Genomic DNA, 25381 nt, shown 5'->3' with positions numbered 1-25381 from the left:
TAACTTTCAGCTTCTGACTTCTCTATAAATTTCCTTACATTAGCTCTACAAAAACATTATACATATATATATGATAGACAAGATCAACATTAGAGTGTATGGCTGTGCTGTAAAGGATAAAAAAGTCCTGACTTTATTTGAAGAATACGCCGGTGAACCTTTAGTGAAATTTCCCGGAGGTGGTTTAGAATATGGTGAAGGAGCGTTAGAATGTCTTCATCGTGAATTTGATGAGGAGCTCAATGTGAAAATTGATATTGTAGAGCATTTTTATACCCAGGAAAACTTTCTGGTTTCCAGATTCAGAGAAAACGAGCAGCTTCTAACCATCTATTATATTGTAAATATCATTAATGAAGAAGACTTCCTGATCATGGACCCCTGTATTGAGAAAACAGAATGGATGGCTATCGACAGGCCGGACAATCCCTTTCCTCTTCCGATAGACAAGATTGTATTCGATAAATTAAAAGAAAAATTCCTGTAAGACTTACAGGAATTTTATATTTTATATTTTATTTTTTAACTTTAAATTGATTGGCTCCGGGATAGGGCTTCAGGTATCCGGAATTCCAGTTAGACTGCAGCAGAGACTCTACAAACTCATCGCTTCTGTTGTTATGAGGGTCATATTCTTCTTTCAGATCAATATCTGCCATCTTTCCTTTTACATTCCACCAGAAAGCGCTCCATCCGCCTCTTAATTCTCTGATAATTTCGAACACATTTTTACCGGTAGCTCTGTTCATCAGTTTAGCAAAAACCTGCCCTTCCGTGGTGGTAAGATCCCGCAGTTGTTTCTCATACTGATCAGCCAGCATATTTTGTCTTTCTCTTACAAATTTTCTTTTGGCTTTACTATCCAGGTTATTCATATCCTTTTGAATATCCCGGTACTGTTGCAAAGCTGTTACAAATAGCGGGTATACTCTGTACAGCTTTTTATTTAAGAAATAATAGTAATTCTTATCCAGCTGATTATTAAATCTTGGCTTATTCACCAAAATCAATTCATCCATTACTACCACAGGCTCTCCGTTAATCTCATAGATTTTAACTTTCTGCTGTTCGTCGTAATAGTATTTATTACCAAATTCATCTACTTTCAAAGATTCAGCCGGATACTGGTTAAGAGGTTTTGCCACTATAGTATCCTTTTGACCAAAAACACTGATCCCAAAAAAGAAAATAAAAAGGCAGATAATCTTACTAAAATTCATTATTTTTACACTTATAAGAACAAAAATTGAACGCAAAAATCATTCCTTTTTATGAAATTTGAAAAGAAATCTTTAAAATTTTTAGAAAAATATTTAAACACTTCATCTCCAACAGGTTACGAACACAAAGGACAGGAAGTATGGATGGATTACATCAGACCTTATGTAGATAAAATTGAAGTGGATCATTACGGAACCTGCTATGGCATCATTAATCCGGAAGCAGAATTTAAAGTGGTGATTGAGGCTCATGCAGATGAAATTTCCTGGTATGTAAACTATATTACGGATGACGGTTTGATTTATGTGATCAGAAACGGAGGTTCAGATCAGACCATTGCTCCATCTAAAGTGGTTCATATTCATGGAGAGAAGGGAATTGTAAAAGGAGTATTCGGATGGCCTGCCATTCATACCAGAAGCAATCAGGATGAACCTACTCCAAAAATTGAAAATATATTCATCGATTGTGGGGCTACTTCAAAAGAAGAAGTTGAAAAAATGGGGATTTATGTAGGCTGCATGATTACTTACCCGGATGAGTTCTTTGAAATGAACGACAGATATTTTGTCTGCAGAGCACTGGACAACAGAATCGGGGGGTTCATGATTGCTGAAGTAGCAAGGCTCTTAAAAGAAAATAAAAAATTATTACCATTTGGTCTGTATATTACCAATTCTGTTCAGGAAGAAGTCGGACTGTACGGCGCAGATATGATCGCAGACACCATTAAGCCTAATATTGCTATTGTAACAGATGTCACTCATGACACCACCACTCCCATGATCGAAAAAAAGAAAGAAGGAGATCAAAAATGTGGAGCCGGGCCTGTAGTATTCTTCGCACCAAGCGTGCATCATACCATCAGAGAGCTCATCATAGATACTGCAAAAGCTAAAAAAATCCCTTATCAAAGAGCAGCTGCAAGCAGAGCTACAGGAACTGATACCGATGCTTTTGCCCATTCTAATGGCGGAGTTCCGAGTGCTTTAATTTCCTTACCTTTGCGCTATATGCACACGACCGTAGAAATGGTGTCCAAAGAAGATGTAGGCAACGTTATCCAGTTAATCTACGAAACACTTCTTAAGATTACCCCGGAAATGAAACTGAAATACCACTAAAAAATAAGACAGAAGATGCCAGATACCAGATGCAAGACTTCATAAACTACATTAAGTTTTCAAATCTGATATCTGATATTTTTTATCTGAAATCTAATTAATAAGTAAAAATGAAAACGAAGCTTATTGCTCCTTCCCTATTATCCGCAGACTTCGGGAATCTGCAAAGAGACATTGAGATGCTCAACAGATCTCAGGCCGACTGGTTTCATATTGATGTCATGGACGGCCGATTTGTTCCCAACATTTCATTCGGTTTCCCTGTCATGAAAACCGTTCAGCAACATGCTAAAAAATTTGTAGACGTTCACTTAATGATCGTGGAACCGGAAAAATATGTTGATGAATTTATCGATCATGGAGCAGACCTTATTTCCATACATTATGAAGCATGTACACATCTTCACAGAACTATTCACCACATCCAAAGTAAGGGAGCGAAAGCAGGTGTTGTTTTAAATCCCTCTACTCCTGTTTTAATGCTTGAAGATATCATTGCAGATGTTGATCTTGTATTATTAATGAGTGTAAATCCAGGATTCGGAGGTCAAAAATTTATTGAAAATACCTATAAGAAGATTGCTGAAACCAAGGATCTGATTCTAAGCAATAATTCTACAGCTCTTATTGAAGTGGACGGAGGTGTAAACCTTGATAACGCATCTAAACTTTTCGAAGCCGGAGCGGATGTATTGGTTGCCGGAAATGCAGTTTTCTCTGCAGAAAGCCCGGAAAGAACCATCGAGCTTCTAAAAATATAAATATAATATCACCGATACAGAAAAAGGCAGTCCTTACAGGCTGCCTTTTTCTCATTTTGGAATTTTGAATCGCTGTGGTTATTAGCTATTGACTTGTTTAATGTATTATCATTCTTATTCCCTCCTGATAACAATACAAATTTCCTGATAAAATTCTATATATTCATCAGTAGAAATACCTAATCTGCCACCTGGTATTTTTACTCAAATCCTTTATTATTTCACGCTTCTCTATTCCAGATACATGCACAAATAACAAGAATGACACTCACTACCGCAAAGACAGATCGAATATTATTTAAAAAATTCCACTTATTTTCAAAATGTTCACGCATTTGCTTAACAGCTTCAGACGTAGCGCCTGAAATATCAAACTTATCAAGGAAATCATTCATCGGAACATTTCCTGCAGCGGTAACTCCAAAAACACCAATCAGATAGGCCAGTGTGGCCAACAAAAGGAAAATAAATACCGGCTGCTGCCCCCGAAATACAAATACGGATACCGGAAGAAGAACTGCTGTTCCTATAAAACTCATAAAGAATACAGGATTCAGTATTTCACGGTTAATACTTTGCATCGCTCTCAGATATTCACTATCAGACAGCTTTCCCAATCCCAAAACTACAGAACAGGAATAGGCATAAAAAAGCCCCGCAATTAAAGCGGTAAGCACAGCAGTGATCAATAATAATACTGTTGCCATTTTCATATATATTTGTTTTTATGGTTAATAAAGATTCCATTTCTTAACAATTTCCGGAAGCATCAGAGCTATTTTCTTTTCAGGTTTAAAATAAAGAAAGTAAAATTGTACCTGCTCATCATCAATACCATCTTCCCCTTTCAGGAATGATCTTTTCACCCCTTGCTGCCTTCATTAAAAATACAATTATTTGCTGTTGAAAATTTACAATTTTCTACAATTTTATTTTTATAACACAAACGTTTCGGGAAGATATTCGAAAAATAGATATTCTTTAATTATATTTATCATTAAAATTTAAAAATGAGAAATACGCTGATAAAAGCGGCTTTCCTTGGGATAGCAGTTTCGGTATGCAGCATCAACATACAGGCTCAGTCTACAGACCATAATAAAAAAATGGAATGGTTTAAAAATGCCAAACTGGGCATTTTTATTCATTGGGGAATTTATTCAGTCAATGGTATTCCCGAATCATGGTCATTCTTCAATAATTATATCAATTATGAAAATTACATGAAGCAGCTGAACGGCTTTTCAGCATCCGGTTATCAGCCTGAGCAATGGGTTGAACTGATCAGGAACTCAGGAGCAAAATATGCCGTCATCACAACCAAACATCATGATGGTGTTGCTCTCTGGAATTCTAAAGCCGACAAAGCCACCACCATACCGGAAAATTCTTTAGCAAAAAAAGATGTTTTAAGCCCCTTTATCTCAAGTCTTAAAAAATCCGGATTAAAAACAGGTCTTTATTTCTCTCTTCCGGACTGGAGCCACCCGTATTACGACATCAATACCCGCACAAAAAAAAGGTATGAAATAAAAGATGACCCTACACGCTGGCAAAACTTCATCACCTATTATCAAACTCAATTAAATGAGCTTTCTTCTCAGTATAAACCAGACCTATTATGGTTTGACGGAGATTGGGAGCATAAGTCTGAAGAATGGAATACCTCCCGGACTTTACAGATTTTACGACAACACAACCCGGATATCATCATTAATTCCAGACTGACAACTCATGGTGATTATGACACTCCCGAACAGGGAATTCCTGTTACAGCTCCCCAAAATCCATATTGGGAACTCTGCTATACCATGAATGATTCATGGGGATATCAGCCCTATGATACCCATTACAAAACTCCCAATATGATCATTCGTACGCTGGCAGATGTTATCAGCATGGGCGGAAATTTACTGCTTGATATCGGTCCAAAAGCAGACGGAACAATTCCCGAACAACAGATGAATATCTTAAAAAGTCTTGGCAGATGGACTTCCAAGAACAAAAACGCTATTTACAATACAGATCGAGGTATTCCTTTTGAAAATTATAAAGGAAAATCCGCTTTTTCTGCTTCCAGAAAATCAATATTCCTTTATTTAGAGGAGGCTAAAAGTATGGTGAAAATTTATGGACTCGATACAAAACCTGCTTCTGTAAAAGTTATAGGTTCCCCTGAAGCAAGCATTAAAATGGATTATAAAGACCGAAATCTCAGTCTTCATTTCACCAATCTACAATTTGACAAAGATGTAACTGTTGTTGAGCTTAGCTTTGAGACCCCGCCTTCATTTCTTAACGAAATAACAAAAGAAAAATATTCAATTCCGGCTCTACTTACTCAAAAAAGCACACAGGAAGCTGCATATAATATTGCGGAAACCACCCATAACGGAGATCATTTATTCATCAATTCCGGCTTTAGCAGCGACGGAACAGCCTTACAATTTTCCAAAATACCCAAAACCAATCCTGAAACACTACAATGGATCAACAAACATGCGGAAGCTCTTTTTGATACAGACAAAGGATTGCCAGAAGGCCATTACTCTGGAATGAGTGCTCTTTCAAAGGATAAACAAACCCTTTATCTTTTTGTAGAAGGCGAACCTACCGGACCGATTGCTTTAAAAGGAATAAAAAACGAAATTGCAAGAATAAGAATCGTCGGAGAAGGAACTTTACTGAATCACGATATTTATAATAAACTGTACTGGAGTGACAGACCCGGGATTATCTACATCAACATTCCCAGGGAAAGACTTGATAAAAACATGACCGTTATTGCTGTCCTGTTTGACAAACCCGTTGAACTCTACAGAGAAAAAATCGGAGCGATTGAAAATAATCTGTAGGGATAAAAAATAAACTCCGGAGAAAATTCTCCGGAGTTTTTATTTTGTAAGTCAGTTTTCTTAGAAAATCTCTCTTCCTGAAAAGTGGAATTGAGCTTCGATAAGAGCATTTTCGTTAGAATCTGATCCGTGAACAGCGTTCTCACCAATGCTTCTTGCAAACATTTTTCTGATTGTTCCTTCTGCAGCTTCTGCAGGATTTGTAGAACCGATTAATGTTCTGAAGTCTTCAACTGCATTTTCTTTTTCTAAAACCGCAGCAACGATAGGACCTGAACTCATGAATTCCACAAGCTCACCATAAAATGGTCTTTCAGCGTGTACTTCGTAGAATTTTTTAGCGTCAGCTACTGTAAGCTGAGTTAATTTCAAAGCTTTGATTTTAAAACCTCCTTCTGCAATCTTACCTAATATAGCACCGATATGTCCGTCAGCAACTGCATCAGGCTTAATCATAGTGAATGTAATGTTAGACATAAATGTATATTTTTTTAATGGCGCAAAATTACAAAAAATATCTTTGATTTTTATTTTAATTTTTTTTTAACATAAAAATAACTTTTATTAAGAAATGGTAAACCAAACTTTGGCACAGTAATTGTTTATTCTATTGCGATTCTCATGTTTAATTTGAGTTTTCATGGTTATTAGTTTTTACCCAGCTTCGGCTGGGTTTTTTATTCGTAACAATTCAATGATTTTATTGCGGATTTAATAAAATTAAAACTCATAAAAAACCACATTGGCATCTTATTGTTTTTATTTCAATTAATGAGATAATTTCCAAAATCCAATAATTCCGTCAATATATGCTTTCTGTCAGCTTTAATGGCACAAAATGCGCCAAAATATCTATGTCAAAAAAGTAGAGTTATTCTTATGTCACCCATAATTTCGGGTAAAAACTCAGAAAATCTGAATCTGACTAAAAAAAATATTTTCAGTCAATAAAAAATTTTGTTCATATACTTTTTGGTACTCTCAAAGAAAACAAACGTTTCGTAATACAAAAAAACAGATCACCGTCCGGCAATCTGTCTGTATATTTATAGATGAAATCATTTATTTTTGAGAAGCCTCTTCCGCCTCGTCCATCAGCTTTATATAAGTAGCATATCGGGAATGCTGAATTTCTCCGGTTTCAAGAGCATCAATAACGGCACATTTAGGTTCATTGATATGAAGGCAATTATGAAATTTACATTCTTCTCTTTTTTTAAAAATCTCAGGAAAGTAATGCTGTACTTCCTCTTTTTCAATATCGATCATTGCAAACTCACGAACTCCGGGTGTATCAATCACATTCCCGCCAAAATCCCAGAAATGCATTTGTGCAAAAGTAGTGGTATGTTTTCCTTTAAGATGGGTATCTGAAATCTCAGATGTTTTAAGGTTTAATCCGGGTTGTAATGCATTCACTAATGTTGATTTTCCACAACCGGAATGACCGAAAAAAACAGAAGTTCTATCTTTAAGAATCTCCTGAAGCTGATCCAGATTTAAACGGGAATAGGAGGAAATCTCCAGCGTTTCATACCCTATCTCCTGATAAAGAAACTCAATATCCTTTACAATTTCAATTTCCTCTTCATGCAAAACATCAATTTTATTGAACAGAATTAAAGGGGTAATATTATACGCTTCACAACAAGCTAAAAATCTGTCCAAAAATCCAAGGGATGTTTCAGGGTGCTTCAACGTAAAAATAAAACAGGCGAGATCAATATTGGAAGCGATAATATGGGCTTCTTTTGACAAATTGACCGATTTTCTGATCAGGTAATTTCTGCGTGGTTCTATTTTGGTAATCCAGGCAATATCATCCTGTTCCAGCTGAAATTCAACAAAATCCCCTACAGCAAGCGGATTGGTAAGCCTTGTCTTAATCAGTTTGAATTTTCCCCGAATTCTGGCTTCGAAGATTTTATTGGTTTCCAATTCCAAAACCTGGTACCAGCTGCCTGTAGATTTAATGATTTTTCCTTTCATAGATAATATGGTGCAAATATAAGAAATTAGGGCTTAGGATTCAGGAAATAGGTTTAAAAACAAATGTTTTGCTATCCTAAATTCCGGCACCTATGCCCTAATTTTACTGGATCAAGTACTTATTATATTCTGCACTTAAGCTCTGTCAATCATAATATTATTCTGAACTTCAATAGATTCTTCGTGAATCGCTTTGAAAACTTTCTCAATAAATTCCTGAGACATTCCTGTTTCTATAGCTTTTTGGGTTGCGTACTCCGTAATGACTTTCCAACGTTCCGGCTGGAAGATGGCAATATCGTTTTCCTTTTTAAGTTTACCGATTTTTTCTGAGATTTTCATTCTTTGTGAAAGAAGTTCAATTAACTGGAAATCGATATCAGAAATCAATGTTCTGTGCCTTCCCATTTCTCCTTCGAAACCTGCAAGATTAGGATTTCTTACCTTCAGATTACCGATAAGGTCAGCCAGTACTTCAGGAGTAATCTGCTGAGACGCATCACTCCATGCTTCATCAGGATTACAGTGTGATTCGATAATAGCTCCCTGGTATCCCACGTTAAGTGCTTCCTGAGTGATATCAGCAAGACCTGTTCTGTTTCCACAGATGTGAGAAGGGTCTATTAGCATTGGGATATTCGGAAACTGGCTCTTGAAATCCAGAGCAATCTGCCAGTTTGGATTGTTTCTGTATTTTGTTTTCTGGTACGTTGAAAACCCTCGGTGAATCACCCCAAGGTTTTTAATATCCTGACCTAACAATCTTTCCAGGGCACCAATCCATAAGGCAAGATCCGGGTTGACAGGATTTTTCACAAATACAGGTTTATCGGTACCTCTTAATGCCATTGCAATTTCCTGAACGGTAAAAGGGTTTACCGTTGAACGGGCACCAATCCAGAGAACATCTACATCTGCTTCAAGAGCAGCAAATACGTGATGTGCATTTGCAACTTCGGTAGCTGTTTTAAAACCGTATTCTTCTTTTACCTTTTTTAGCCAGTTCAAACCGATTACCCCTACTCCTTCAAAACCATTCGGTTTAGTACGCGGTTTCCAGATTCCTGCACGGAAAACAGACACCTGAGCATTGGATTCTTTAATTCTTCTGGCAGTTTCAAGCATTTGAGCTTCACTTTCTGCGCTACATGGTCCTGCAATCATTAAAGGCTGTGTAAGCCCGTCGATCCACTCGTTTTTTAAATCTTTTAAATTCATATTCTAAATGTATTGTTTTGTATTGTTTAAGTTCAAAGCACGGCCCTTTCATTATAAATTTACTTTATAATTCTTTTCAAAAAATGCCGTTCAAAGTTTTTTTAAAGGAATCAGGAGAATAAAAGGGCTTTACTCCTCCTGTATTTTTTGGAAAGAAATTCAGTTAACAGTACCAATAAAATCGGTAATACGTTCTGAAATTTCTATAATAAGAAGCAGAAAAACTAAAATAACCGCTAAAATAATTAGCGGGTGTAAAATAAGACAGATATGTATTGAATCTATTTTCCATTTTCTTCTGGAAATGTCTTGTTTTAGCGTTTCTTGTTACTATTTGTTTTTGTCAAAAAGTTATTTTCGACAGAAATATTTGACAAATATATAAAAATTATGTCAAATCAAACTTCATTAAATCATCAAGATCTTTTAAAATCGGATTTTTTTCTACAAGTTTTTCAAATATTTTTCTTTTGGTGACTACCTCAATCTTCAGATTTTCAACGTCTCGCAGGTAATCTACCTCAATCGAATGGTTGTGAACTTTTCTTCTGAAATGATTAAAAAATTCGCCACTTATTTTATCAAATTCTACTTTGGCGGAATCTGAAGGGTATAAAACCTTGATTCTGTTTTCTTCTTCTTTGACTAATTTAAAGGTTTTTATGGCATTAAAAACAAAACTGTCTTTTCTCTGAAGCTGTTTAAGCATAAGATTCCACTCCATCTGCAGATCTGTGTCTGTAAAATGACTTTGCGGAAGATGATCTGTTTTTACCGTTACCTCTTCTTCTGGTGTCTGTTTTTCTTCTTTATTCAGGAAAGAATTAATACTGAATCCGGAAGATGTCCCTGGTCTGGATAAGGGTTTATTGGCTTTCTGTACAGCAATTTCCTGCATACTCTCAGTTGGAGCCACAGATTGTTCCACAGGTTTTTCTTTTTTCTCAGGAGTTTTTTCAGAAATCTTCACTTCCTGTTTCTCACTGAGAAACGGGGCCAGTATCAGGAATTTTTTTTTTTAGTATCACCTGAATTAACTGTCAGGGAAGCCAGCTGCATCAATGCAATTTCAACTGTAAGTCTTGGATTTTTTGAATTTTTATAATTGATATCTGCATGATTACAAATTTCAACAGCGTCAATCAGTTCTTGGGCATTCCATTGCTGGCTTTGCTCTACAAATCTGACCTTTGTTTTTTCGCCCACCTCAATAAGTTCTAAGGTGGCGGCATTCTGAGCCATCATAAGGTCTCTGAAATGATTTCCTAAGCCTGCAATAAAGATATGCGGATCAAAGCCTTTTTTTACAATTTCATTAAATGCAAAAAGTACTTCGGGAATTTTATTTTTTTTAGCAAGATCTACAATATTCAGATATTGATCATAGTCCAGAATATTCAATACTTCGGCAGCTTTAGCCAGTGTGATATTCTTTTGAGAGAATGTGGAGAGTCTGTCAAAAATAGAAAGTGCATCTCTCAGTGCTCCGTCGGCTTTCTGGGCAATCAGATATAAAGCATCATCTTCATACCGGATATTTTCCTTTTCGGCAATACCTCTCAGGTGGCTCTGGATATCTTCAATCGTAATTCGTTTGAAATCATAGATCTGACATCTCGATAAAATGGTAGGAATGATTTTATGTTTTTCCGTGGTTGCTAAGATGAAAATAGCATGAGCCGGTGGTTCCTCAAGTGTTTTAAGGAAAGCATTGAAAGCTGCAGAAGACAGCATGTGTACCTCATCAATGATGTAGACTTTGTATTTTCCTACTTGAGGGGCAAAACGTACCTGATCAATAAGCTCTCTGATATCATCCACAGAGTTGTTGGATGCAGCATCAAGTTCGTAGATGTTGTAGGCAAAGCCATCTTCAGACACCGAACCGTCTTTCTCATTGATCTTTCTTGCCAGAATTCTGGCACAAGTAGTTTTACCCACACCACGAGGACCGCAAAAAAGTAAAGCCTGAGCTAACTGGCTTTCTTCGATTGCATGTTCTAAAGTATCCGTAATATGGGATTGCCCTACAACAGTATCAAACTCCTGAGGGCGATATTTTCTTGCAGATACTATAAAATTTTCCATTGGTCAAAAGTAAGAAATATAGTTTTAATTTGAAAATTAAAAGTTTTCAAATTATCCACAAAAACTTATTTCTGGTCAAATTGGAAAACTTTTAATGATCAAGCTTTTGCCTTTTTTGTTGTATAATAATGATCTATAATTTCAACGATCACTTTTTCAACTTCACTTCTTCCTTCTTCCGTTCTCATATCAATACCGCAGAATTCGGTTCCGTTATATGCAGGGAATAGGTTCAGATAATAAACTCCCGCTGCTATTAGCGCCAACATAGCTCTGACATTTGTTGCATTTTCACCAAAATAAGGATCTGTTACATTTTCAAATAAATTGGCAGCTACATCTTCTCTTTGCTTTAGTATATTTTTAAGAATAGGTTTGCTTTCAGAAAGCTCCCAAAGAATAATTTTTTGTAATTCTTTATTTTTCTTTAAACTTTCAAACTGTGTAAGAATTCCTTGTGTTAAGGCATCTTTACCTTTCCCCACCTGTATTTCTTCTTCAATATTCGGACTGAATTTGCTCCAATAATCCTGAGACTTGATATACTCATCAATAAGTTTATCTGTGCTTCCAAAGTACTCATAGATAAGCTTTTTATCAAATCCGGCTACGGCTGCAATTTTACTTACTTTCAAACCTGAATAGCCTTTTACTCTCAAAATTTTCCCAACTGCGGCAAGCAGTTTCTGTTTCGTTTTTTCTTTGTCCCTGATGGGGCCTTGCACTACTTTTCTAGGCATAATTTATTATTTTTTCGCAATATGCAATTTTTTATTAATATCATCAAAAACATTCAATGTTTTGTCAAGATGTTCTTTTTCATGTCTTGCGGTTACCGTCATCCGGATCCGGGCATCTTTTCTTGCCACCGCAGGATACATAATCGGGTTCGTATAAACTCCGTGTTCTATTAGAATTCTACCAATATCCCACATTTTACTCTGATCCCCGATTTTCACCGGAATAATAGCCGAACAGGTAATCCCTGTATCTAATCCTAAATCATCCAGTCCTTTTTTAAAGTAATTGATGTTATTCCACAACTTCTCTTTCCAGATAGGCTCTTCATCAATCAGATCAATTGCTTTCACTATTCCTGCAGAAGACGGAGGTGCCGTCACTGAGAAAATATGCTGCCTCGACTGAAACTTAAGGAAGGATGCAATTTTTTTATTGGTAATCATATATCCGCCCAGATTACCAAAGGTTTTACTGGATGTTCCCGCTATAAAATCTACCTTCTGAAGCAAATCGTCATACTCAAGAGCCCCTCTTCCGGTTTCGCCTAATACTCCTACTCCGTGTGCATCATCTACCATCAGGTAAGCGTTATATTTTTTCACAAGATCATAAATTTCACTTGCGCGAGACGTATCACCTTCCTGGGAATACACCCCGTCAATCACTACAAGTTTTGTACGATACAGGTTTTCGGACATCTTCAGAATATGCTCCAGTGCTTCCAGGTTATTATGCGGAAACGTCTTTTTATTGGTGAAAGCACAGCCTTCATGTACACTGGCATGTACGCCCATATCTAAGATTGCAATATCTTCTTTTTGCATTAATATCTGTAGAGTGGCACTGTTTGCAGCATAGCCTGTAGTAAACAATACTACTTCATCTTCATTTCTCCCAAAAAACTGAGCAATTCGTCTTTCCAAAATATTATGATAATCAAAATAGCCACCGATAAGGGGTGATGCTCCTGTACCCGTTCCGTATTTTTCAATTCCTTCAATAGCTGCTTTTTTTACTTTCGGATGTTGAGAAAACCCTAAATAATCACTGGAAACAAAACTCACATATTCCTTATTCTGGTTGGCGATATCTATGCTTAATGTCGCATTGGTTCCTGATGTATTTTTCAATCTGTAATTATTATGTCCTCTAGCGGTCATATGTTCTAGAAATTCATAAAAATAGTCTGCTCTTTGAGAAATATCATAATCAGGAATATTCTCAAAATCCTTAAAAGTTGCTGTTGTAAAGTCAATTATCATCCTTAATGTTGTTTGTGAAATTTAAAGAAGCAAATATATAACTATTAAAGGCCTTTAGCTTTTATTATAAGATTAAAATATCATTAAAGGTAAATCATTTTATTCTTAGCCTCCAAAGCCTTTTCCATTTATATTTCTGCCATTTTTTAGTATGTTTTTTCGTTTTAGACTAACCTGTTTTACTAATCTAAATTTATGAAAAAAAAGAGAATGATAAAGTAATATCAATAAATAAATCATAAAAAAAATGATCATTTTTTACAACGATCTCATTTTTAAAACTTTATTTTTTTGAAAATTCTTCTACGCTATTACCATTAGTCTACTAAAAAGATCTTTTTATACAAAAACAACGCTTTTTAAATCCCTAAAAAGAGAAATACCAATATCAAAAAAAATGCCAACCAGACATTTTTATTTTATTTGATGTGAGACTTTCTAAATTCCCCGGGTGTCATTCCTGTCATTTTTTTAAAAAATTTGGAAAAATTGGAAGGATCATAAGTAAGGATCCGGGCAATTTCTGCTATAGACTCATCAGATTCTACAAGCATTGCCTGAGCCTTCTGAATAATTTTCTCATCATAGAAAAAACACGGATGTTTACCCTTTTCTTTTTTGATGGTATCGGTGAGATGGGTATGGGAAACAGCAAGCTCTCCGGCAATTTCACTCAATTCCATAAATTCCGGAACATTTCCTGAAACCACATCCTCAATGTGCTGATCCAAAAAGGTAAAGTACTGGATGGTAATTTCTTCACTTCTTTTCATCGTTTTTGTTTTTAAATAATAAATTTAAGAATATTAATGAAAACAACAGGGTGAACTTTTCGGATATACAGAATCTCAATTAGTAAAAACTATCTTTAAATGCCTGTGTAGAGTTTTTTACTTTTAATTTTTCAAGAATATTCTGACGGTGTCTGCTTACAGTATTAACACTAATGGAAAGCAGATCTGCAATTTGTTTACTGCCGTACCCCTCGCCTACAAATTGTAAAACCTCCCGTTCTCTATGAGTCAGAATATTTTTATAATCCAGTTTTTCTTTGGCTACAATTTCTCCTTTAACTGTATTAATAATCAAGAATTCAGGAATTGTGGAGGGCTTTAGGGCTATATTGTAAATACAGAAAGCCAGTCTCAGTTTCCTGTTATAGGGAGAGTAAACATAAAACATCCTGTGTTTCATCCATTTATATTCATTATTTTTATCGGCCATCCTGATATTTGACAATACACTGTATTCAGAACGGGATTCAGCAGGCATAGCCTCAAGCAGTCTAAAGAAACGAAGTTCGTGGATATATTTTTTAAGTCTGTCATCCGGATGTATTTTTTTTAACATTTCTTCTTCCCAGATAGAATCAATTTCCACGGGATTCTCATGAAAACTCATTCCTAATTCCAGCGCCGCGCCGGATTTATAAATATAGCTTTTGTCTGCCTGCATATCGCTTAATACACATATAGCTCCTTCTATCTGAGCATGCATTAAAGCTTTTTGCTGATAAACTTTAATATCAAGCCGGCATTTTTTTCCGGTATTTTTCAATAATTTACCACTTAATTGTTCCCGGATTTCCATAATGGTTATTTTTCAGTATTGATGTGAAATTGCTTTAGTTATACTTTTGCTAAAATAACAATTTACGTTTAGAACTTATTAAAAGAAAATGAAGAGATTAGTCTTAAGCTTCTGTGTCTTTATCCTGCTTCAAAAGGTTTCGGCTCAGACACTGGAAAAAATGTCCTGGTTTAACGAACCTGAAAAATGGGAAATTAAAAACAAAAGTTTATTGATGCAGGTAACCCCGCAAAGTGATTACTGGAGAGTGTCTCATTATGGGTTCACGGTAGATGACGCCCCTTTTTATTATACGACTTATGGCGGAGAATTTGAAGCGAAGGTAAAGATAGCAGGAAACTATAAAGCAAGATTTGACCAGGCAGGACTTATGTTGCGAACGGATCATAATAATTATATCAAGGCCGGAGTGGAATTTGTAGATGGAAAATATAATATAAGCACTGTTGTTACCCATGACAAAAGTGACTGGAGTGTAATTACACTGGATAAAACACCTCCTGCTATCTGGATAAAAGCCATAAGAAGGCTTGACGCCATTGAAATCTTCTATTCTTTTGACGACAAGAATTATATCATGATGAGAAATGCTCCGTTTCAGGATAACACGCCTGTTATGATTGGGCTTATGGCCGCCTGTCCCGATGGTAATGGTTTTACTGCTGTTTTTGAAAACTTCAAGGTCAGCCATTTACCGGATCAGCGCAGATTAAACTGGCTTAAGAACAATAAATAACCGATTGAGATACGTTTCAATATACAGTCAATTTTTGCCTCTCGTTTTTCGGGAGGTTTTTTTTTTGCTCCAAAAACAGATACATCAGCAAAAAAATAAAAGCAAAAGATCTCTGGATGAGACCTTTTGTAGCCATGCTTAATCGCCTGTGTTCTTAGAATCATGATCTGATGCATTTCCACCAGTATTTGGAAACAATTTTGCAAAAGTAAACATCCTATTTCTCAGATGCAAAATAACAATCGTAGAATTAACATGCCATTTTTGTAAAATTATTACTACATTTTTTTTAATTAATTTAAAATTTAAATCAATAATATAAATGACAGAAAAAAAATAAATATAAATTAAAAAATCACTACATTGAGAATCAATAAATTCTGATCACTCATTTTAAAAAGAGAGTAATAATAATGTATTTCCTTTAAGAACAAGACTTAACGTACGAAAATCATAATGAAATAAGAAATACTTATCTGCCAATACCATCTCTATTACAGAACATATTTTCACGAATCGTAGAAATAATACAACAAAAATACAGCCTACAGGCCTTTTATCCTTACTTATGCCGGATAAAACTCATATGAAAACGCCATAAAACATACCCGTTAATCTATATAATTTCACTATTTTTACACCAACAAATAAAACTATTAACGACAAAAACACAAAGACCAAAAAAAATTAATGACAAAAATTTATTTTCAATCATTCCCCATTTTAAAAAAAACTTCGACTTGTACAAAAACTAGTATTAACCATTTTTTGCATTGATATGCAAAAAACATAGATCTGTTTTGCACATATGAGGATTTGGGCATTATTTTTTGCTTTCTTATATTTAAACATTCACGGGCAGCGTTATACCTCTACCTGGTATAATATAGATAACGGGCTTCCGCAAAGCAGCGCGAAAGCTATTGTCAAGGATAAATATGGCTTTATCTGGATCTCAACGGAGAGCGGACTGGTACGTTATGACGGTATCTCATTTGTAACATTTAATAATTTCAAAACAAATAATCTTCATTTCGGAGAATTTACCGGCGATCCTCTTTTGGACAGTATTACCACATTCAATGATTTCCAGGAAAGTAAAATTATTATTAAAAATAGATTTCCTAAGCTAAGTCATTTCAAAAACACGAATAAGGTCAGTTTTCCAAAAGAGAATAATTTTGTTCAGAGAATTGCTAATAATATTATTTCGTCTAATTTCTATAATGATCTTCAATATTTTATACAGCTTAAAAATTCAGCCTATATTTTCAAAGAAAAGAATAGTATTTATTATAAAGATGAAAAGGGAACCGAGACGAAGATTTCCCTTTCGTTTTCTAATGAAGACCTGAGTAACATTTTCGTTTTTGATGAAACTCTTTTTATCAATGATCCCGGAAAAAGAAAAACGTATTCTATCAACAAGGGAAAGCTCTCTGTTTTTGAAAAGCCAAGTCTTTATAATGATCCTGAAACTAAAATATACTGGCAGCAGATCACCAACCAGACCTTTATCATTAATCACGGTAATATCTATATTGTGGAAGATAACGGAAAGGGGCCTGCTTTGAAATTTCTGGTACAATATAAAGAAATAGGAAGCCATTCCTACTACTCTATGTTTTATGATAAAGATTTTAATAAACTCTACCTTGGAACTCTGAATAACGGGCTCAATATTCTCCGTCTTTCCCATTTTTACGTAGCGAAAAAGGAAGCCGATTTTTCAAATAATGTTTCTAATGCCTCTTTACCATTCAGTAAAAATACAATTATAGCAGAGGACGGAACCGAGTTTAATCATGATGGCATTGTCAACACGTATCCATTTGGGAAAAATGATAATTACCTTATGATGTATGATCATTCGGGGAATATACTGATCAGAAAGAGAAACAGCATTCTCAGGTTTTACAAGGATTCCGGCTATACAAAGAAAGACTCTATACTTATCAGACAAGGTTTTGAAGCGTTTATGAAAAGTGGTAACCTCTATGGTTTTTCTTTATTCGGGACTTCAGATAATCAATTACAGATTTTCAAAAAAGGACTTTTTACAAAACCTGATTTCATCTATCGTTTTAAAAGTTATGTCACTACATTCTTTCAATATAGTGAAAACGAGATATTAACCGGAAACAGTGACGGATTGTATTCTATTATGTTAGGAAAAAACAATATTACTCCTCTGTTTAAGAATATCCACGTTAAAAGTATTGTCAGAACCCGGGATAATCTGGTTTGGATCATGACCAATAAAAGTGGTTTTTACCTTTTAAAGGACAGAAAGCTTATCAAAATGCCTAATGACAGGAATAATTTTCTGCAATCGGCTCACTATATCCTTGAAGACAGGAAAGGCTTCTACTGGATTTCCTCTAATAACGGGTTGTTTAAGGTTCCTAAAAATCAGTTATTACAGTATGCTAAAGATGGTAAAAGCAAAGTCTTTTACTATCGTTTTACCAAAAAAGACGGTTTTCTTTCTAATGAGTTTAATGGCAGTTCACAACCCAATGCCTATACATTGGAGAATGGGGAATTTGTATTTCCATCGATGGATGGCTTTGTATTTTTTAATCCTGATCAGGTTCAGACATTTTATCCTGATCAGAAGAAAATTTATCTTGAACGTGTAAAAATCGGCAACGCTGCAACAGAACACTTTGATGGTATACTTGATTTAAAAAACAATTATAAAACAGCAGAAATCTTCATTGATATTCCGTATTTCTCAAATCTTGAAAATCTTTATATTGAAGCCAAAATATCCGGTGAAGAAGAGACGAACTGGGAACCGGTTACAGGAAAAGATTTAAAATTTACAATCAGTAATCTTAGCCCGGGAGATTATACCCTGAGTGTAAGAATGCTGGCTTCTCCTGAGGGAAAGTATGAAGAAAAAACTGTCAAATTCAAAATCCAGCCGCTTTTCTTCCAGACTTTATTGTTCAAAATCCTGTTTTCGATAATATTTCTGGCCGGAATAACGGCTATTATCCTTCTGATGACAAGATTTTTAATAACAAAAAATAATGCTTTAAAACAAATTGTCCACAATAAAAACTCTGAACTTAAAGAAACGTCTCTTAATCTTGAGGTGGTAAAAAATAATTTACAAAGAGAAACGGAATACCAGAAAAAGCTGGTGGAAACCATTAGCCATGACATCACAACTCCTATCCGGTTTATTGCCATGTTATCTCAGAAACTTCATGAATCAGATGATGTAGAGCTTCAGAAAAAATATTTTGACAGCATTTATAAATCTTCTGAGCAACTCTATCAGTTTACTTTAAATTTAAAGGAATATACTGAGTTGTATAAGGCAGAAAATATATTCGAGGAAAAAGAATATCCTGTCAACAGGATTCTGGAGGTTAAAAAGAAATTATTCTGGGAAATTGCCAAGGAAAGAGGAACAGTCATTATTAATTCTACTGAGACCAATGTATCCAGCAGAGTCAGCGAGAGCATACTCTCTGCTATTATTCATAATATTCTTGATAATGCAGTAAAAAATACATTCAAAGGAGAAATCACACTGAATATTATAGAGGATGAGCAGAAAATCATTTTTATCATAGATGATACGGGAACCGGCATGTCTACGGAACAAATGATTCTTTATATGAACCTGTTTAAAAATCCGAAATGGAAAACCCCAAGCTTTAAAGGTAAAGGTTTAGGTCTGCATATGGTTATTCATTTGGTAAAAAAAATTAACGCAGAAATTAGTTTCAGCCAAAATTTTCCAAAAGGAACTATTGTAGAAATAACTGTCAAAAAAAACTAAATATATGAATGAAAGAATTTTAATTGCTGATGATCATTACGTAGTAAGAGCAGGCACTTCCCTTGTTCTAGAATCGGCCTATCCGGGGCTGAAGATAGATTTCGCAGAAAATTATGAACAGGTAAAGGAGCGTTTACAATCCCATTATTATCATCTTCTTATTCTGGATATTGATATGCCCGGAACTCGGTATAAAAAAATGATTTCCGAGCTTAAAAATATACAGAGAGATTTAAAGATTCTTGTTTTTTCAGGATATGACAAAGATGTAGCTATTCAATATATCAGAGAGGGTGCTGAAGGATATCTTAATAAGCAAAGCAGTGAGGAAGAAATTAAAAATGCGGTAAAAGCGGTTATTGAAAAAGGATATTTTTATCCGGCAGAACTCATGGGGATTATTATTCAAAACAAGAGAGATAATCCTGTAGAGAAGCTTTCCACAAGGGAATATGAAATCTTTAAATTATTAGCTGACGGCCACGGAAATCTCGAGATTTCCAACCAGCTCAGTATTCAGATGTCTACCGTGAGTACTTATAAAAAAAGAATATTCCAGAAGCTGGATATCAATAATATTGCAGAACTGATCAAAGTGTATGAGATGCTGCACTGATATCCCGTTATTTCTAATTGGTTTCACCAATGAGATTCATTGAAATATGCATTTTTAGATTTGAAAAATAATCAGGAAATTTACAGGAGAATAATTTCTGTGCAAATCACTGCATTATAAGGGTAAAAAATCATGAATTCATCCGAAAAAGCAAACCAGGGAAGCCTACGTTTCCGATCTATAAAACTTTGTATTTTCTTTTCAGGGCTTTCCGTATTTGCTCAGCTTTATCTTTTTCAGCCGATGCTTCCCATGGCAGCAGAACAGTTTAATGTAAGTGTAGGAGACACTTCACTTCTTGTCTCTTCCTCTACTATAGGGATGGCATTAGGATTATTGTTCTTTGCATTTAAAGCTGACAGCTATTCAAGGAAAAGCCTGATGACTTTTTCTTTGATTTCATCAGCATTACTCACTATTATTTCAACATGGATCCCCAGTCTCAGCCTTCTCATTGCCATTGGAGTTTTGAAAGGGTTTGTCGTTTCGGGCGTTTCAGCGGTGGCACTGGCTTATCTTTCCGAAGAAGTAAGTGTCGCAGCTGTTCCTGCTGCCATTAGTATGTATCTGAGTGGTAATACGATTGGAGGAATGAGCGGAAGAATATTGGCCACTATTTTAGCAGGCGAATTCGGGTGGAGGAATGCCGTTTTTTTCATCGGTATAGAGAGTTTAATTCTTGGGACGATTTTCTGGAAACTCTTCCCGGAATCGAAGTTTTTTAATCCGCAGAAAACTGATTATCATCAAAAAGCCAAACAAATGAAAAACTTTATAACGAATTCTTATATGCTTCGTTTGTATTTCATTGCGGCATTGCTGATGGGGGCTTTCGTAAGTGTTTATAACTATCTTACTTTCAGACTGGAAGCCAGACCTTTTTCATTAAGTCATTTCATCATGGCTTTTATATTCCTGATGTATATTTTTGGGGTATTCGGAACAATGATTACAGGAAGGCTGTCTAAAAGATTTAATAAAAATAATATTTTAAAAAGCTCGATTCTTTTTATGCTTTGTGGTACGTGTTTACTGTTATCAGAAAATATTTATATTGTTATTTTCGGATTAGGCCTGTTTACGCTGTCATTCTTTGCTGCCCATACCATGGCAAGCCAGATGACCGCACTTCATGCGAAACAGGGTAAATCTTCCGCTACTTCTATTTACTGGTTATTTTACTATTTCGGATCGAGCATTCTGGGAAGTGGTACCGGCTATCTTCTTCATTCATTCTCATGGAATATATTCATCAGCATTCTTGCTATTAGCGTTATAACAGCTTTGTTGCTGGCCACTGCTAACTCCTCATTAAAAGAATAATTATTCAGGTACCACATTGATACCACAATTATTTTGTCTGGGTAATCTGCTGTAATCGTTATGCCATGCCTCTTTTAAGAGATTATTAATGATTACGACACAACATTTAACATATTATTCACTAAAAGCCTGTCCCGCAATAGGATGCAGGGCATAATATTTGCTATTTTACCGATACCAAATACCACCTTTAAAAATCAAAATATTATGAACGTAGCAGATCTTAAAATCAAAAATTTAGTCGAGTACAAAAATCAGATTTATACGATCACTGAAATTTTTCAGAGTATGAAGCAGGCCTATTTTGTTAAAATTGAAAATGACATTCACAGTATTTCAGTTCCGGCAGAATCCATTAAACCTATTCAAATAACGGAGGAATGGCTTGAAAAATTAGGTTTCTCTAGAATTTACAGTTCAGATCAAAGAATCCGATATGAAAGACCGGAAGCATTTATAAAATATGATATAGATTTAAGCTCCCGAAAAATTCTGGAAGGGCTGAAAATATACGGAAATGCTATAAAATGCAAATACATCCATGAATTCCAGAATATTTTTTCTTGTTTATTTGGAAAAGAACCTGTTCTCAATTATGGATATTTAAAGACAGAATAGTATTAAATAGTTCTTAGTTATTTATAGAAGCTGTACCCGTAAAAAGTACAGCTTTTATTTTGTATCCTTAGATCTTACCCCTGTGGTCATTATAAAATCTAAGACAATGATTCTGATGCTTATACAACAGTTTGACAGATCCAATTAAAGCCTCATTGAATACTGTTTAGGTTTCATACCTATATGTTCATTGAATATTTTTGAAAAATGGCTCAGATTGGAAAAACCCAGCCTATACCCCACTTCTGAAACTGAATATTTCTTTTCTTTAAGTAAAGCAGCCGCTTCTTTCATTCTGAACTCCTGATAATAATTAAAAATACTATTTCCGAAAATCTGTCTGAAAAGGCGTTTAAGCTTAGTAGGACTCATGCCAGCTTTTGTTGCCAGATCATGAATAACAGGCGGAATTTCCAACTGTTCAAGTATATTTTCTCTGACTTTATAAATAGTTTCAATATCCTGTATATTCAGAGCATATACTTGTTTTTCGCTTCTTTTTTCCAATTCCATCAGTAATTTACAAATCAGCTCTTCTGCCTTTATTCTGAGGAAAAACAATTTAAAAAACTCATCAGTCTGTCCGGAAATCATTTCGTTGACAATATTCTGTAAACCGGGATCCATCACCTGTTCAAAAAGAAAAGGACGGGTATTTTGCAATAAACTTTGTAAAACCGGAGACTGATGGGATGAAGGAAATAATCCTGCAAGATAACCTGCATCTATTTCAATATTAATGGTTGAGGTATTAGAATGAATAGAAACAACCTCATCCGTATTCATCCGACTGGTAGCTATTAAAACAGTTGGGATTTCAGATGAAAATTTTTCGGATTGCAAAGCTTTTATTTTAGGGAAAATATGCCGGAATTTAAAAAATATCATCCTTTTCTCAGAATTCATCTCTTTGTTTTCAATGCTGACATCTTCTTTTAATTCATAATTACAGACCAGCATCCGGATATTTTCATTAAAAATAAATCCGCTGCAATACCCGCTCCCAAACTGGGGCGGAATTTCAAGAGTTCTCTGTTTTATTTCTGTTCCTAATAAAGCGGCCAGCTTTTTTAATACTTCCGGAACTGTTGGATCATCTTTTTTCATAAAAGTCTTTTACGGCTATTTTAAAGTCTAATGTAATTATTTTATCTCTAAAAAACACCGGAAATTCGCATCAATATGTAACAATACCACATTATGTTATTAAAAGATAAAAAAATAGCTATTATTGGTGCCGGCCCTGTAGGACTTACCATGGCAAGGTTACTTCAGCAACAAAATGCAGAAGTAACGGTTTATGAAAGAGATAAAAATCCTCAGTCCAGAATTTTCGGAGGTACTCTGGATCTGCATAAAGATTCAGGTCAGCAAGCAATGAAAAAAGCCGGATTATTAGAAACTTACTTTAAAATGGCGATACCGATGGGAATCAGCATTACTGACCAGCATCTTAATGTCCTGTTTACTAAAGAAATCACTCCTGAGAATCAATATGATAACCCCGAAATCAACAGAAATAACTTAAGGACCCTGTTACTCAACAGCCTGTCGGAACATACCGTGAACTGGGACAGGAAATGTATGACGCTGGAACCTCATCAGGGAAAGTGGCAGCTGATTTTTGAAAACGGAATACAGGATACTGCGGATCTTGTCATTGTGGCTAATGGCGGAATGTCCGGAATCAGAGATTATGTGACAGACGCTCAGGTTGAAGATACCGGAACTCTAATCATTCAGGGCGACATTTCCAATCCTGAAGCAGATTGTCCTGAATTTTATCACATATGTAACGGAAACAGATTAATGACGGCCTATCAGGGAAATTTAATTGTGATCAATCCCAATAATAACGGAGCGTTAGCTTATGGTATCATTCTCAAAAAACCGGATAATGATGAATTAACTATTTCAGATCCTCAGAGCGTTCGTGAATTCCTTCTAAAGAGATTTTTTCATTGGGATACCCGCTATCTGCGTTTATTTCAGTCAACGGCATCTTTCTGGAGTCTGCCAACACGAAAATTACCTCTGAACCAGCCCTGGAAAAGCGATCGTCCTCTACCCATAACGCTTATTGGTGATGCAGCTCATCTTATGCCTCCTTTTGCAGGACAAGGTGTTAACAGCGGATTAATGGATGCCCTGATCCTATCCGAAAAACTTACCGGCGTAAGATATACTTCTGTAGAGGCAGCCATTGCTCATTATGAACAGGAAATGTTTGTGTATGCCACCGAAGCTCAGCTGGCTTCCTCAAATAATGAAATAGAAATGCGCAATCCTGATTTTTCCTTCCGGCAGCTGATTCATTAATCATTCAGACCTTTTTGTTATCAGAAAGCAAATAGAATAAAAAATTCATTCCTGAAATAATGCAGTTCATCCTTAAAACGCTAAACCTTATCATTTAATATGCTAAATACCAGTATATTACAAAATTATTGAAGTTTCTTTGTGCTTTCAAATGAGAAAGTAATGAGAAAGAAATGGATTATAATGGCTGCACTGATACAGGCAGTTCATACTTTTGCCCAAATAGAATTAAGATCGGAATATCTTCCGCAGCAAAAGTATATTGATGACAACGGTGATAAAACAGCGGGAAAGAGTTCTGCGATTACCACTACTCTGACTGCCAGTATTCCTGTCAGTATTAGACCGACAGGGTATCAGCAGCCCAGAATGTGGGCAACAACGCTTAATGCGTCCTATACTTCTTTTAATAACAACGGGGTCGCTTCAGATGTTTTACCTAAAGAAATGGGTTCTGCAGATCTCGGGGTATTGTATATGAGCCCCATCCATGAAAAGCTAATGTTTATCGGAGGGGTATCGGCAGGAGTATATGCTACTCATACTGATCTTAAAAAACTAGAGGCAGATAATATTATTATTAATATGTATTCGTCATTTATATGGCAGCTCCGGCCCAAAATTAAAATCGGAGTTGCCCTTGTCGCTAATAATGCCTTTGATAAACCCATGCTTATCCCTATGCCCTATTTCCAATACCATAGTGAAAAAAAGCGCGGTATGGAGTACCATGCAGAGCTTAGTTACAATCCTAAATTTTCTGTAGGTTACAAATTCAATGATGAATTGGCCATACGCATTGTAAACCGGCCCCGATTTTTCTTTTCTACAGCTAAAATCGACGGGCAGAAAAAATATTTTGATCATCATTATGTAAGTTTAGGCCTGGAGCCTGAGTTTAAAGTAAACAATTGGATAGTCAGCGGTACATTCGGGGCTAATTTTGGACGTACCGACCGGTACCGGGACAGAGAACCTTCTCAGTTTCTGAAATGGGGGGATGCCAGTTTTGATCCTTCCTTGTATGTTTCTGCCGGGATTAAGTATAACTTTGCAGGAAAGAAAAAATAATCAGTGGCAACATCGATGATAAACTTACAATTTAACAAAACCATATTTGA

Annotated in this window: 24 protein-coding genes; 11 read left to right on the top strand and 13 right to left on the bottom strand. The window is 35.5% G+C overall.

The window, feature by feature from the left end:
* Nucleotides 1–70: 70 nt before the first annotated feature.
* A complete protein-coding gene (locus tag JO178_RS14610) occupies nt 71–487 on the top strand; it encodes an NUDIX hydrolase (RefSeq protein WP_291937408.1) in 417 nt (138 codons plus the stop codon).
* A gap of 28 nt (nt 488–515) precedes the next feature.
* Here the strand turns inward: JO178_RS14610 and JO178_RS14605 are convergent, their stop codons facing one another.
* Nucleotides 516–1220: a DUF4294 domain-containing protein gene (locus JO178_RS14605; protein WP_291937406.1), complete on the bottom strand. Its 705-nt coding sequence runs from the start codon at nt 1218–1220 to the stop codon at nt 516–518.
* A 51-nt stretch (nt 1221–1271) separates the two neighbouring features.
* Between JO178_RS14605 and JO178_RS14600 the strand changes: the two genes are divergently transcribed.
* Both JO178_RS14600 and rpe read left to right on the top strand, forming a co-directional pair.
* Nucleotides 1272–2345 carry a M42 family peptidase gene (locus tag JO178_RS14600; RefSeq protein WP_291937404.1) on the top strand — a complete coding sequence of 358 codons (1074 nt, stop codon included), beginning with the start codon at nt 1272–1274 and terminating at the stop codon, nt 2343–2345.
* 110 nt (nt 2346–2455) lie between these two features.
* Nucleotides 2456–3106 (top strand): ribulose-phosphate 3-epimerase, encoded by a 651-nt coding sequence (gene rpe / locus JO178_RS14595; RefSeq protein WP_291937402.1) that lies wholly within the window; start codon nt 2456–2458, stop codon nt 3104–3106.
* Between the two features lie 221 nt (nt 3107–3327).
* Here rpe and JO178_RS14590 read toward each other — a convergent pair whose 3' ends face one another.
* Complete coding sequence (locus JO178_RS14590; RefSeq protein WP_291937400.1) at nt 3328–3819, bottom strand: anthrone oxygenase family protein; 492 nt, start codon at nt 3817–3819, stop codon at nt 3328–3330.
* An 18-nt stretch (nt 3820–3837) separates the two neighbouring features.
* Nucleotides 3838–3972, bottom strand: coding sequence for a hypothetical protein (locus JO178_RS14585; RefSeq protein WP_291937397.1), 135 nt, complete (start codon nt 3970–3972; stop codon nt 3838–3840).
* A gap of 144 nt (nt 3973–4116) precedes the next feature.
* On the opposite strand from JO178_RS14585, the gene JO178_RS14580 reads away from it, so the two are divergent.
* On the top strand, nt 4117–5961 hold the full coding sequence (locus JO178_RS14580; RefSeq protein ID WP_291937393.1) for an alpha-L-fucosidase: 1845 nt from the start codon (nt 4117–4119) through the stop codon (nt 5959–5961).
* A gap of 60 nt (nt 5962–6021) precedes the next feature.
* Here the strand turns inward: JO178_RS14580 and JO178_RS14575 are convergent, their stop codons facing one another.
* The 9 genes from JO178_RS14575 to JO178_RS14535 all read right to left on the bottom strand — a co-directional run bounded on the left by JO178_RS14575 (nt 6022) and on the right by JO178_RS14535 (nt 14849).
* Nucleotides 6022–6438 carry a nucleoside-diphosphate kinase gene (locus JO178_RS14575; RefSeq protein WP_291937390.1) on the bottom strand — a complete coding sequence of 139 codons (417 nt, stop codon included), beginning with the start codon at nt 6436–6438 and terminating at the stop codon, nt 6022–6024.
* Between the two features lie 585 nt (nt 6439–7023).
* Nucleotides 7024–7950: a ribosome small subunit-dependent GTPase A gene (gene rsgA / locus JO178_RS14570; protein ID WP_291937387.1), complete on the bottom strand. Its 927-nt coding sequence runs from the start codon at nt 7948–7950 to the stop codon at nt 7024–7026.
* Between the two features lie 135 nt (nt 7951–8085).
* Nucleotides 8086–9168, bottom strand: a complete 1083-nt coding sequence (locus JO178_RS14565) for a chorismate mutase (RefSeq protein ID WP_291937383.1) — start codon at nt 9166–9168, stop codon at nt 8086–8088.
* 388 nt (nt 9169–9556) lie between these two features.
* Nucleotides 9557–10138: a hypothetical protein gene (locus JO178_RS14560; RefSeq protein WP_291937381.1), complete on the bottom strand. Its 582-nt coding sequence runs from the start codon at nt 10136–10138 to the stop codon at nt 9557–9559.
* 32 nt (nt 10139–10170) lie between these two features.
* Nucleotides 10171–11256: a DNA polymerase III subunit gamma/tau gene (gene dnaX, locus JO178_RS14555; protein WP_291937379.1), complete on the bottom strand. Its 1086-nt coding sequence runs from the start codon at nt 11254–11256 to the stop codon at nt 10171–10173.
* Nucleotides 11257–11354: 98 nt separating this feature from the next.
* Nucleotides 11355–11996, bottom strand: a complete 642-nt coding sequence (locus tag JO178_RS14550) for a TetR/AcrR family transcriptional regulator (protein WP_291937376.1) — start codon at nt 11994–11996, stop codon at nt 11355–11357.
* Between the two features lie 6 nt (nt 11997–12002).
* On the bottom strand, nt 12003–13259 hold the full coding sequence (locus tag JO178_RS14545; RefSeq protein ID WP_291937373.1) for an aminotransferase class I/II-fold pyridoxal phosphate-dependent enzyme: 1257 nt from the start codon (nt 13257–13259) through the stop codon (nt 12003–12005).
* A gap of 419 nt (nt 13260–13678) precedes the next feature.
* Complete coding sequence (locus JO178_RS14540; protein WP_291937371.1) at nt 13679–14032, bottom strand: AraC family transcriptional regulator; 354 nt, start codon at nt 14030–14032, stop codon at nt 13679–13681.
* A 79-nt stretch (nt 14033–14111) separates the two neighbouring features.
* Entirely contained in the window at nt 14112–14849 is a 738-nt protein-coding gene (locus JO178_RS14535; RefSeq protein ID WP_291937368.1) for a helix-turn-helix transcriptional regulator, read from the bottom strand.
* Between the two features lie 88 nt (nt 14850–14937).
* Between JO178_RS14535 and JO178_RS14530 the strand changes: the two genes are divergently transcribed.
* The 5 genes from JO178_RS14530 (at nt 14938) to JO178_RS14510 (ending at nt 21941) form a co-directional block, all read left to right on the top strand.
* Nucleotides 14938–15585 (top strand): DUF1349 domain-containing protein, encoded by a 648-nt coding sequence (locus tag JO178_RS14530; RefSeq protein WP_291937366.1) that lies wholly within the window; start codon nt 14938–14940, stop codon nt 15583–15585.
* An 808-nt stretch (nt 15586–16393) separates the two neighbouring features.
* A complete protein-coding gene (locus JO178_RS14525) occupies nt 16394–19384 on the top strand; it encodes a HAMP domain-containing sensor histidine kinase (protein WP_291937364.1) in 2991 nt (996 codons plus the stop codon).
* A gap of 4 nt (nt 19385–19388) precedes the next feature.
* Nucleotides 19389–20000 carry a response regulator transcription factor gene (locus JO178_RS14520; protein ID WP_291937362.1) on the top strand — a complete coding sequence of 204 codons (612 nt, stop codon included), beginning with the start codon at nt 19389–19391 and terminating at the stop codon, nt 19998–20000.
* Nucleotides 20001–20132: 132 nt separating this feature from the next.
* Nucleotides 20133–21323, top strand: coding sequence for an MFS transporter (locus JO178_RS14515; protein WP_291937360.1), 1191 nt, complete (start codon nt 20133–20135; stop codon nt 21321–21323).
* A 207-nt stretch (nt 21324–21530) separates the two neighbouring features.
* Complete coding sequence (locus tag JO178_RS14510) at nt 21531–21941, top strand: hypothetical protein (RefSeq protein ID WP_291937357.1); 411 nt, start codon at nt 21531–21533, stop codon at nt 21939–21941.
* A gap of 144 nt (nt 21942–22085) precedes the next feature.
* Here the strand turns inward: JO178_RS14510 and JO178_RS14505 are convergent, their stop codons facing one another.
* Complete coding sequence (locus JO178_RS14505) at nt 22086–23048, bottom strand: AraC family transcriptional regulator (RefSeq protein WP_291937353.1); 963 nt, start codon at nt 23046–23048, stop codon at nt 22086–22088.
* 93 nt (nt 23049–23141) lie between these two features.
* On the opposite strand from JO178_RS14505, the gene JO178_RS14500 reads away from it, so the two are divergent.
* The gene (locus JO178_RS14500) at nt 23142–24260 is read left to right on the top strand and encodes an NAD(P)/FAD-dependent oxidoreductase (protein WP_291937350.1); all 1119 of its coding nucleotides are present in this window, start codon (nt 23142–23144) and stop codon (nt 24258–24260) included.
* A 162-nt stretch (nt 24261–24422) separates the two neighbouring features.
* A complete protein-coding gene (locus tag JO178_RS14495) occupies nt 24423–25331 on the top strand; it encodes a DUF6268 family outer membrane beta-barrel protein (RefSeq protein ID WP_291937338.1) in 909 nt (302 codons plus the stop codon).
* The last annotated feature ends 50 nt before the right edge of the window (nt 25332–25381 follow it).

This window comes from Chryseobacterium sp., from assembly GCF_019236175.1.
GTDB lineage: Bacteria > Bacteroidota > Bacteroidia > Flavobacteriales > Weeksellaceae > Chryseobacterium.
Note: the sequence above shows the minus strand (reverse complement) of the source record. Positions and strands in the feature narration are given on the sequence as shown.

What these genes read in the sequence shown, in the direction of transcription:
- JO178_RS14610 (WP_291937408.1), top strand. Translation starts at nt 71, where the DNA reads ATGATAGACAAGATCAACATTAGAGTGTATGGCTGTGCTGTAAAGGAT.
- JO178_RS14605 (WP_291937406.1), bottom strand. Translation starts at nt 1,220, where the DNA reads ATGAATTTTAGTAAGATTATCTGCCTTTTTATTTTCTTTTTTGGGATC.
- JO178_RS14600 (WP_291937404.1), top strand. Translation starts at nt 1,272, where the DNA reads ATGAAATTTGAAAAGAAATCTTTAAAATTTTTAGAAAAATATTTAAAC.
- rpe (WP_291937402.1), top strand. Translation starts at nt 2,456, where the DNA reads ATGAAAACGAAGCTTATTGCTCCTTCCCTATTATCCGCAGACTTCGGG.
- JO178_RS14590 (WP_291937400.1), bottom strand. Translation starts at nt 3,819, where the DNA reads ATGAAAATGGCAACAGTATTATTATTGATCACTGCTGTGCTTACCGCT.
- JO178_RS14580 (WP_291937393.1), top strand. Translation starts at nt 4,117, where the DNA reads ATGAGAAATACGCTGATAAAAGCGGCTTTCCTTGGGATAGCAGTTTCG.
- JO178_RS14575 (WP_291937390.1), bottom strand. Translation starts at nt 6,438, where the DNA reads ATGTCTAACATTACATTCACTATGATTAAGCCTGATGCAGTTGCTGAC.
- rsgA (WP_291937387.1), bottom strand. Translation starts at nt 7,950, where the DNA reads ATGAAAGGAAAAATCATTAAATCTACAGGCAGCTGGTACCAGGTTTTG.
- JO178_RS14565 (WP_291937383.1), bottom strand. Translation starts at nt 9,168, where the DNA reads ATGAATTTAAAAGATTTAAAAAACGAGTGGATCGACGGGCTTACACAG.
- dnaX (WP_291937379.1), bottom strand. Translation starts at nt 11,256, where the DNA reads ATGGAAAATTTTATAGTATCTGCAAGAAAATATCGCCCTCAGGAGTTT.
- JO178_RS14550 (WP_291937376.1), bottom strand. Translation starts at nt 11,996, where the DNA reads ATGCCTAGAAAAGTAGTGCAAGGCCCCATCAGGGACAAAGAAAAAACG.
- JO178_RS14545 (WP_291937373.1), bottom strand. Translation starts at nt 13,259, where the DNA reads ATGATAATTGACTTTACAACAGCAACTTTTAAGGATTTTGAGAATATT.
- JO178_RS14540 (WP_291937371.1), bottom strand. Translation starts at nt 14,032, where the DNA reads ATGAAAAGAAGTGAAGAAATTACCATCCAGTACTTTACCTTTTTGGAT.
- JO178_RS14535 (WP_291937368.1), bottom strand. Translation starts at nt 14,849, where the DNA reads ATGGAAATCCGGGAACAATTAAGTGGTAAATTATTGAAAAATACCGGA.
- JO178_RS14530 (WP_291937366.1), top strand. Translation starts at nt 14,938, where the DNA reads ATGAAGAGATTAGTCTTAAGCTTCTGTGTCTTTATCCTGCTTCAAAAG.
- JO178_RS14525 (WP_291937364.1), top strand. Translation starts at nt 16,394, where the DNA reads ATGAGGATTTGGGCATTATTTTTTGCTTTCTTATATTTAAACATTCAC.
- JO178_RS14520 (WP_291937362.1), top strand. Translation starts at nt 19,389, where the DNA reads ATGAATGAAAGAATTTTAATTGCTGATGATCATTACGTAGTAAGAGCA.
- JO178_RS14515 (WP_291937360.1), top strand. Translation starts at nt 20,133, where the DNA reads ATGAATTCATCCGAAAAAGCAAACCAGGGAAGCCTACGTTTCCGATCT.
- JO178_RS14510 (WP_291937357.1), top strand. Translation starts at nt 21,531, where the DNA reads ATGAACGTAGCAGATCTTAAAATCAAAAATTTAGTCGAGTACAAAAAT.
- JO178_RS14505 (WP_291937353.1), bottom strand. Translation starts at nt 23,048, where the DNA reads ATGAAAAAAGATGATCCAACAGTTCCGGAAGTATTAAAAAAGCTGGCC.
- JO178_RS14500 (WP_291937350.1), top strand. Translation starts at nt 23,142, where the DNA reads ATGTTATTAAAAGATAAAAAAATAGCTATTATTGGTGCCGGCCCTGTA.
- JO178_RS14495 (WP_291937338.1), top strand. Translation starts at nt 24,423, where the DNA reads ATGAGAAAGAAATGGATTATAATGGCTGCACTGATACAGGCAGTTCAT.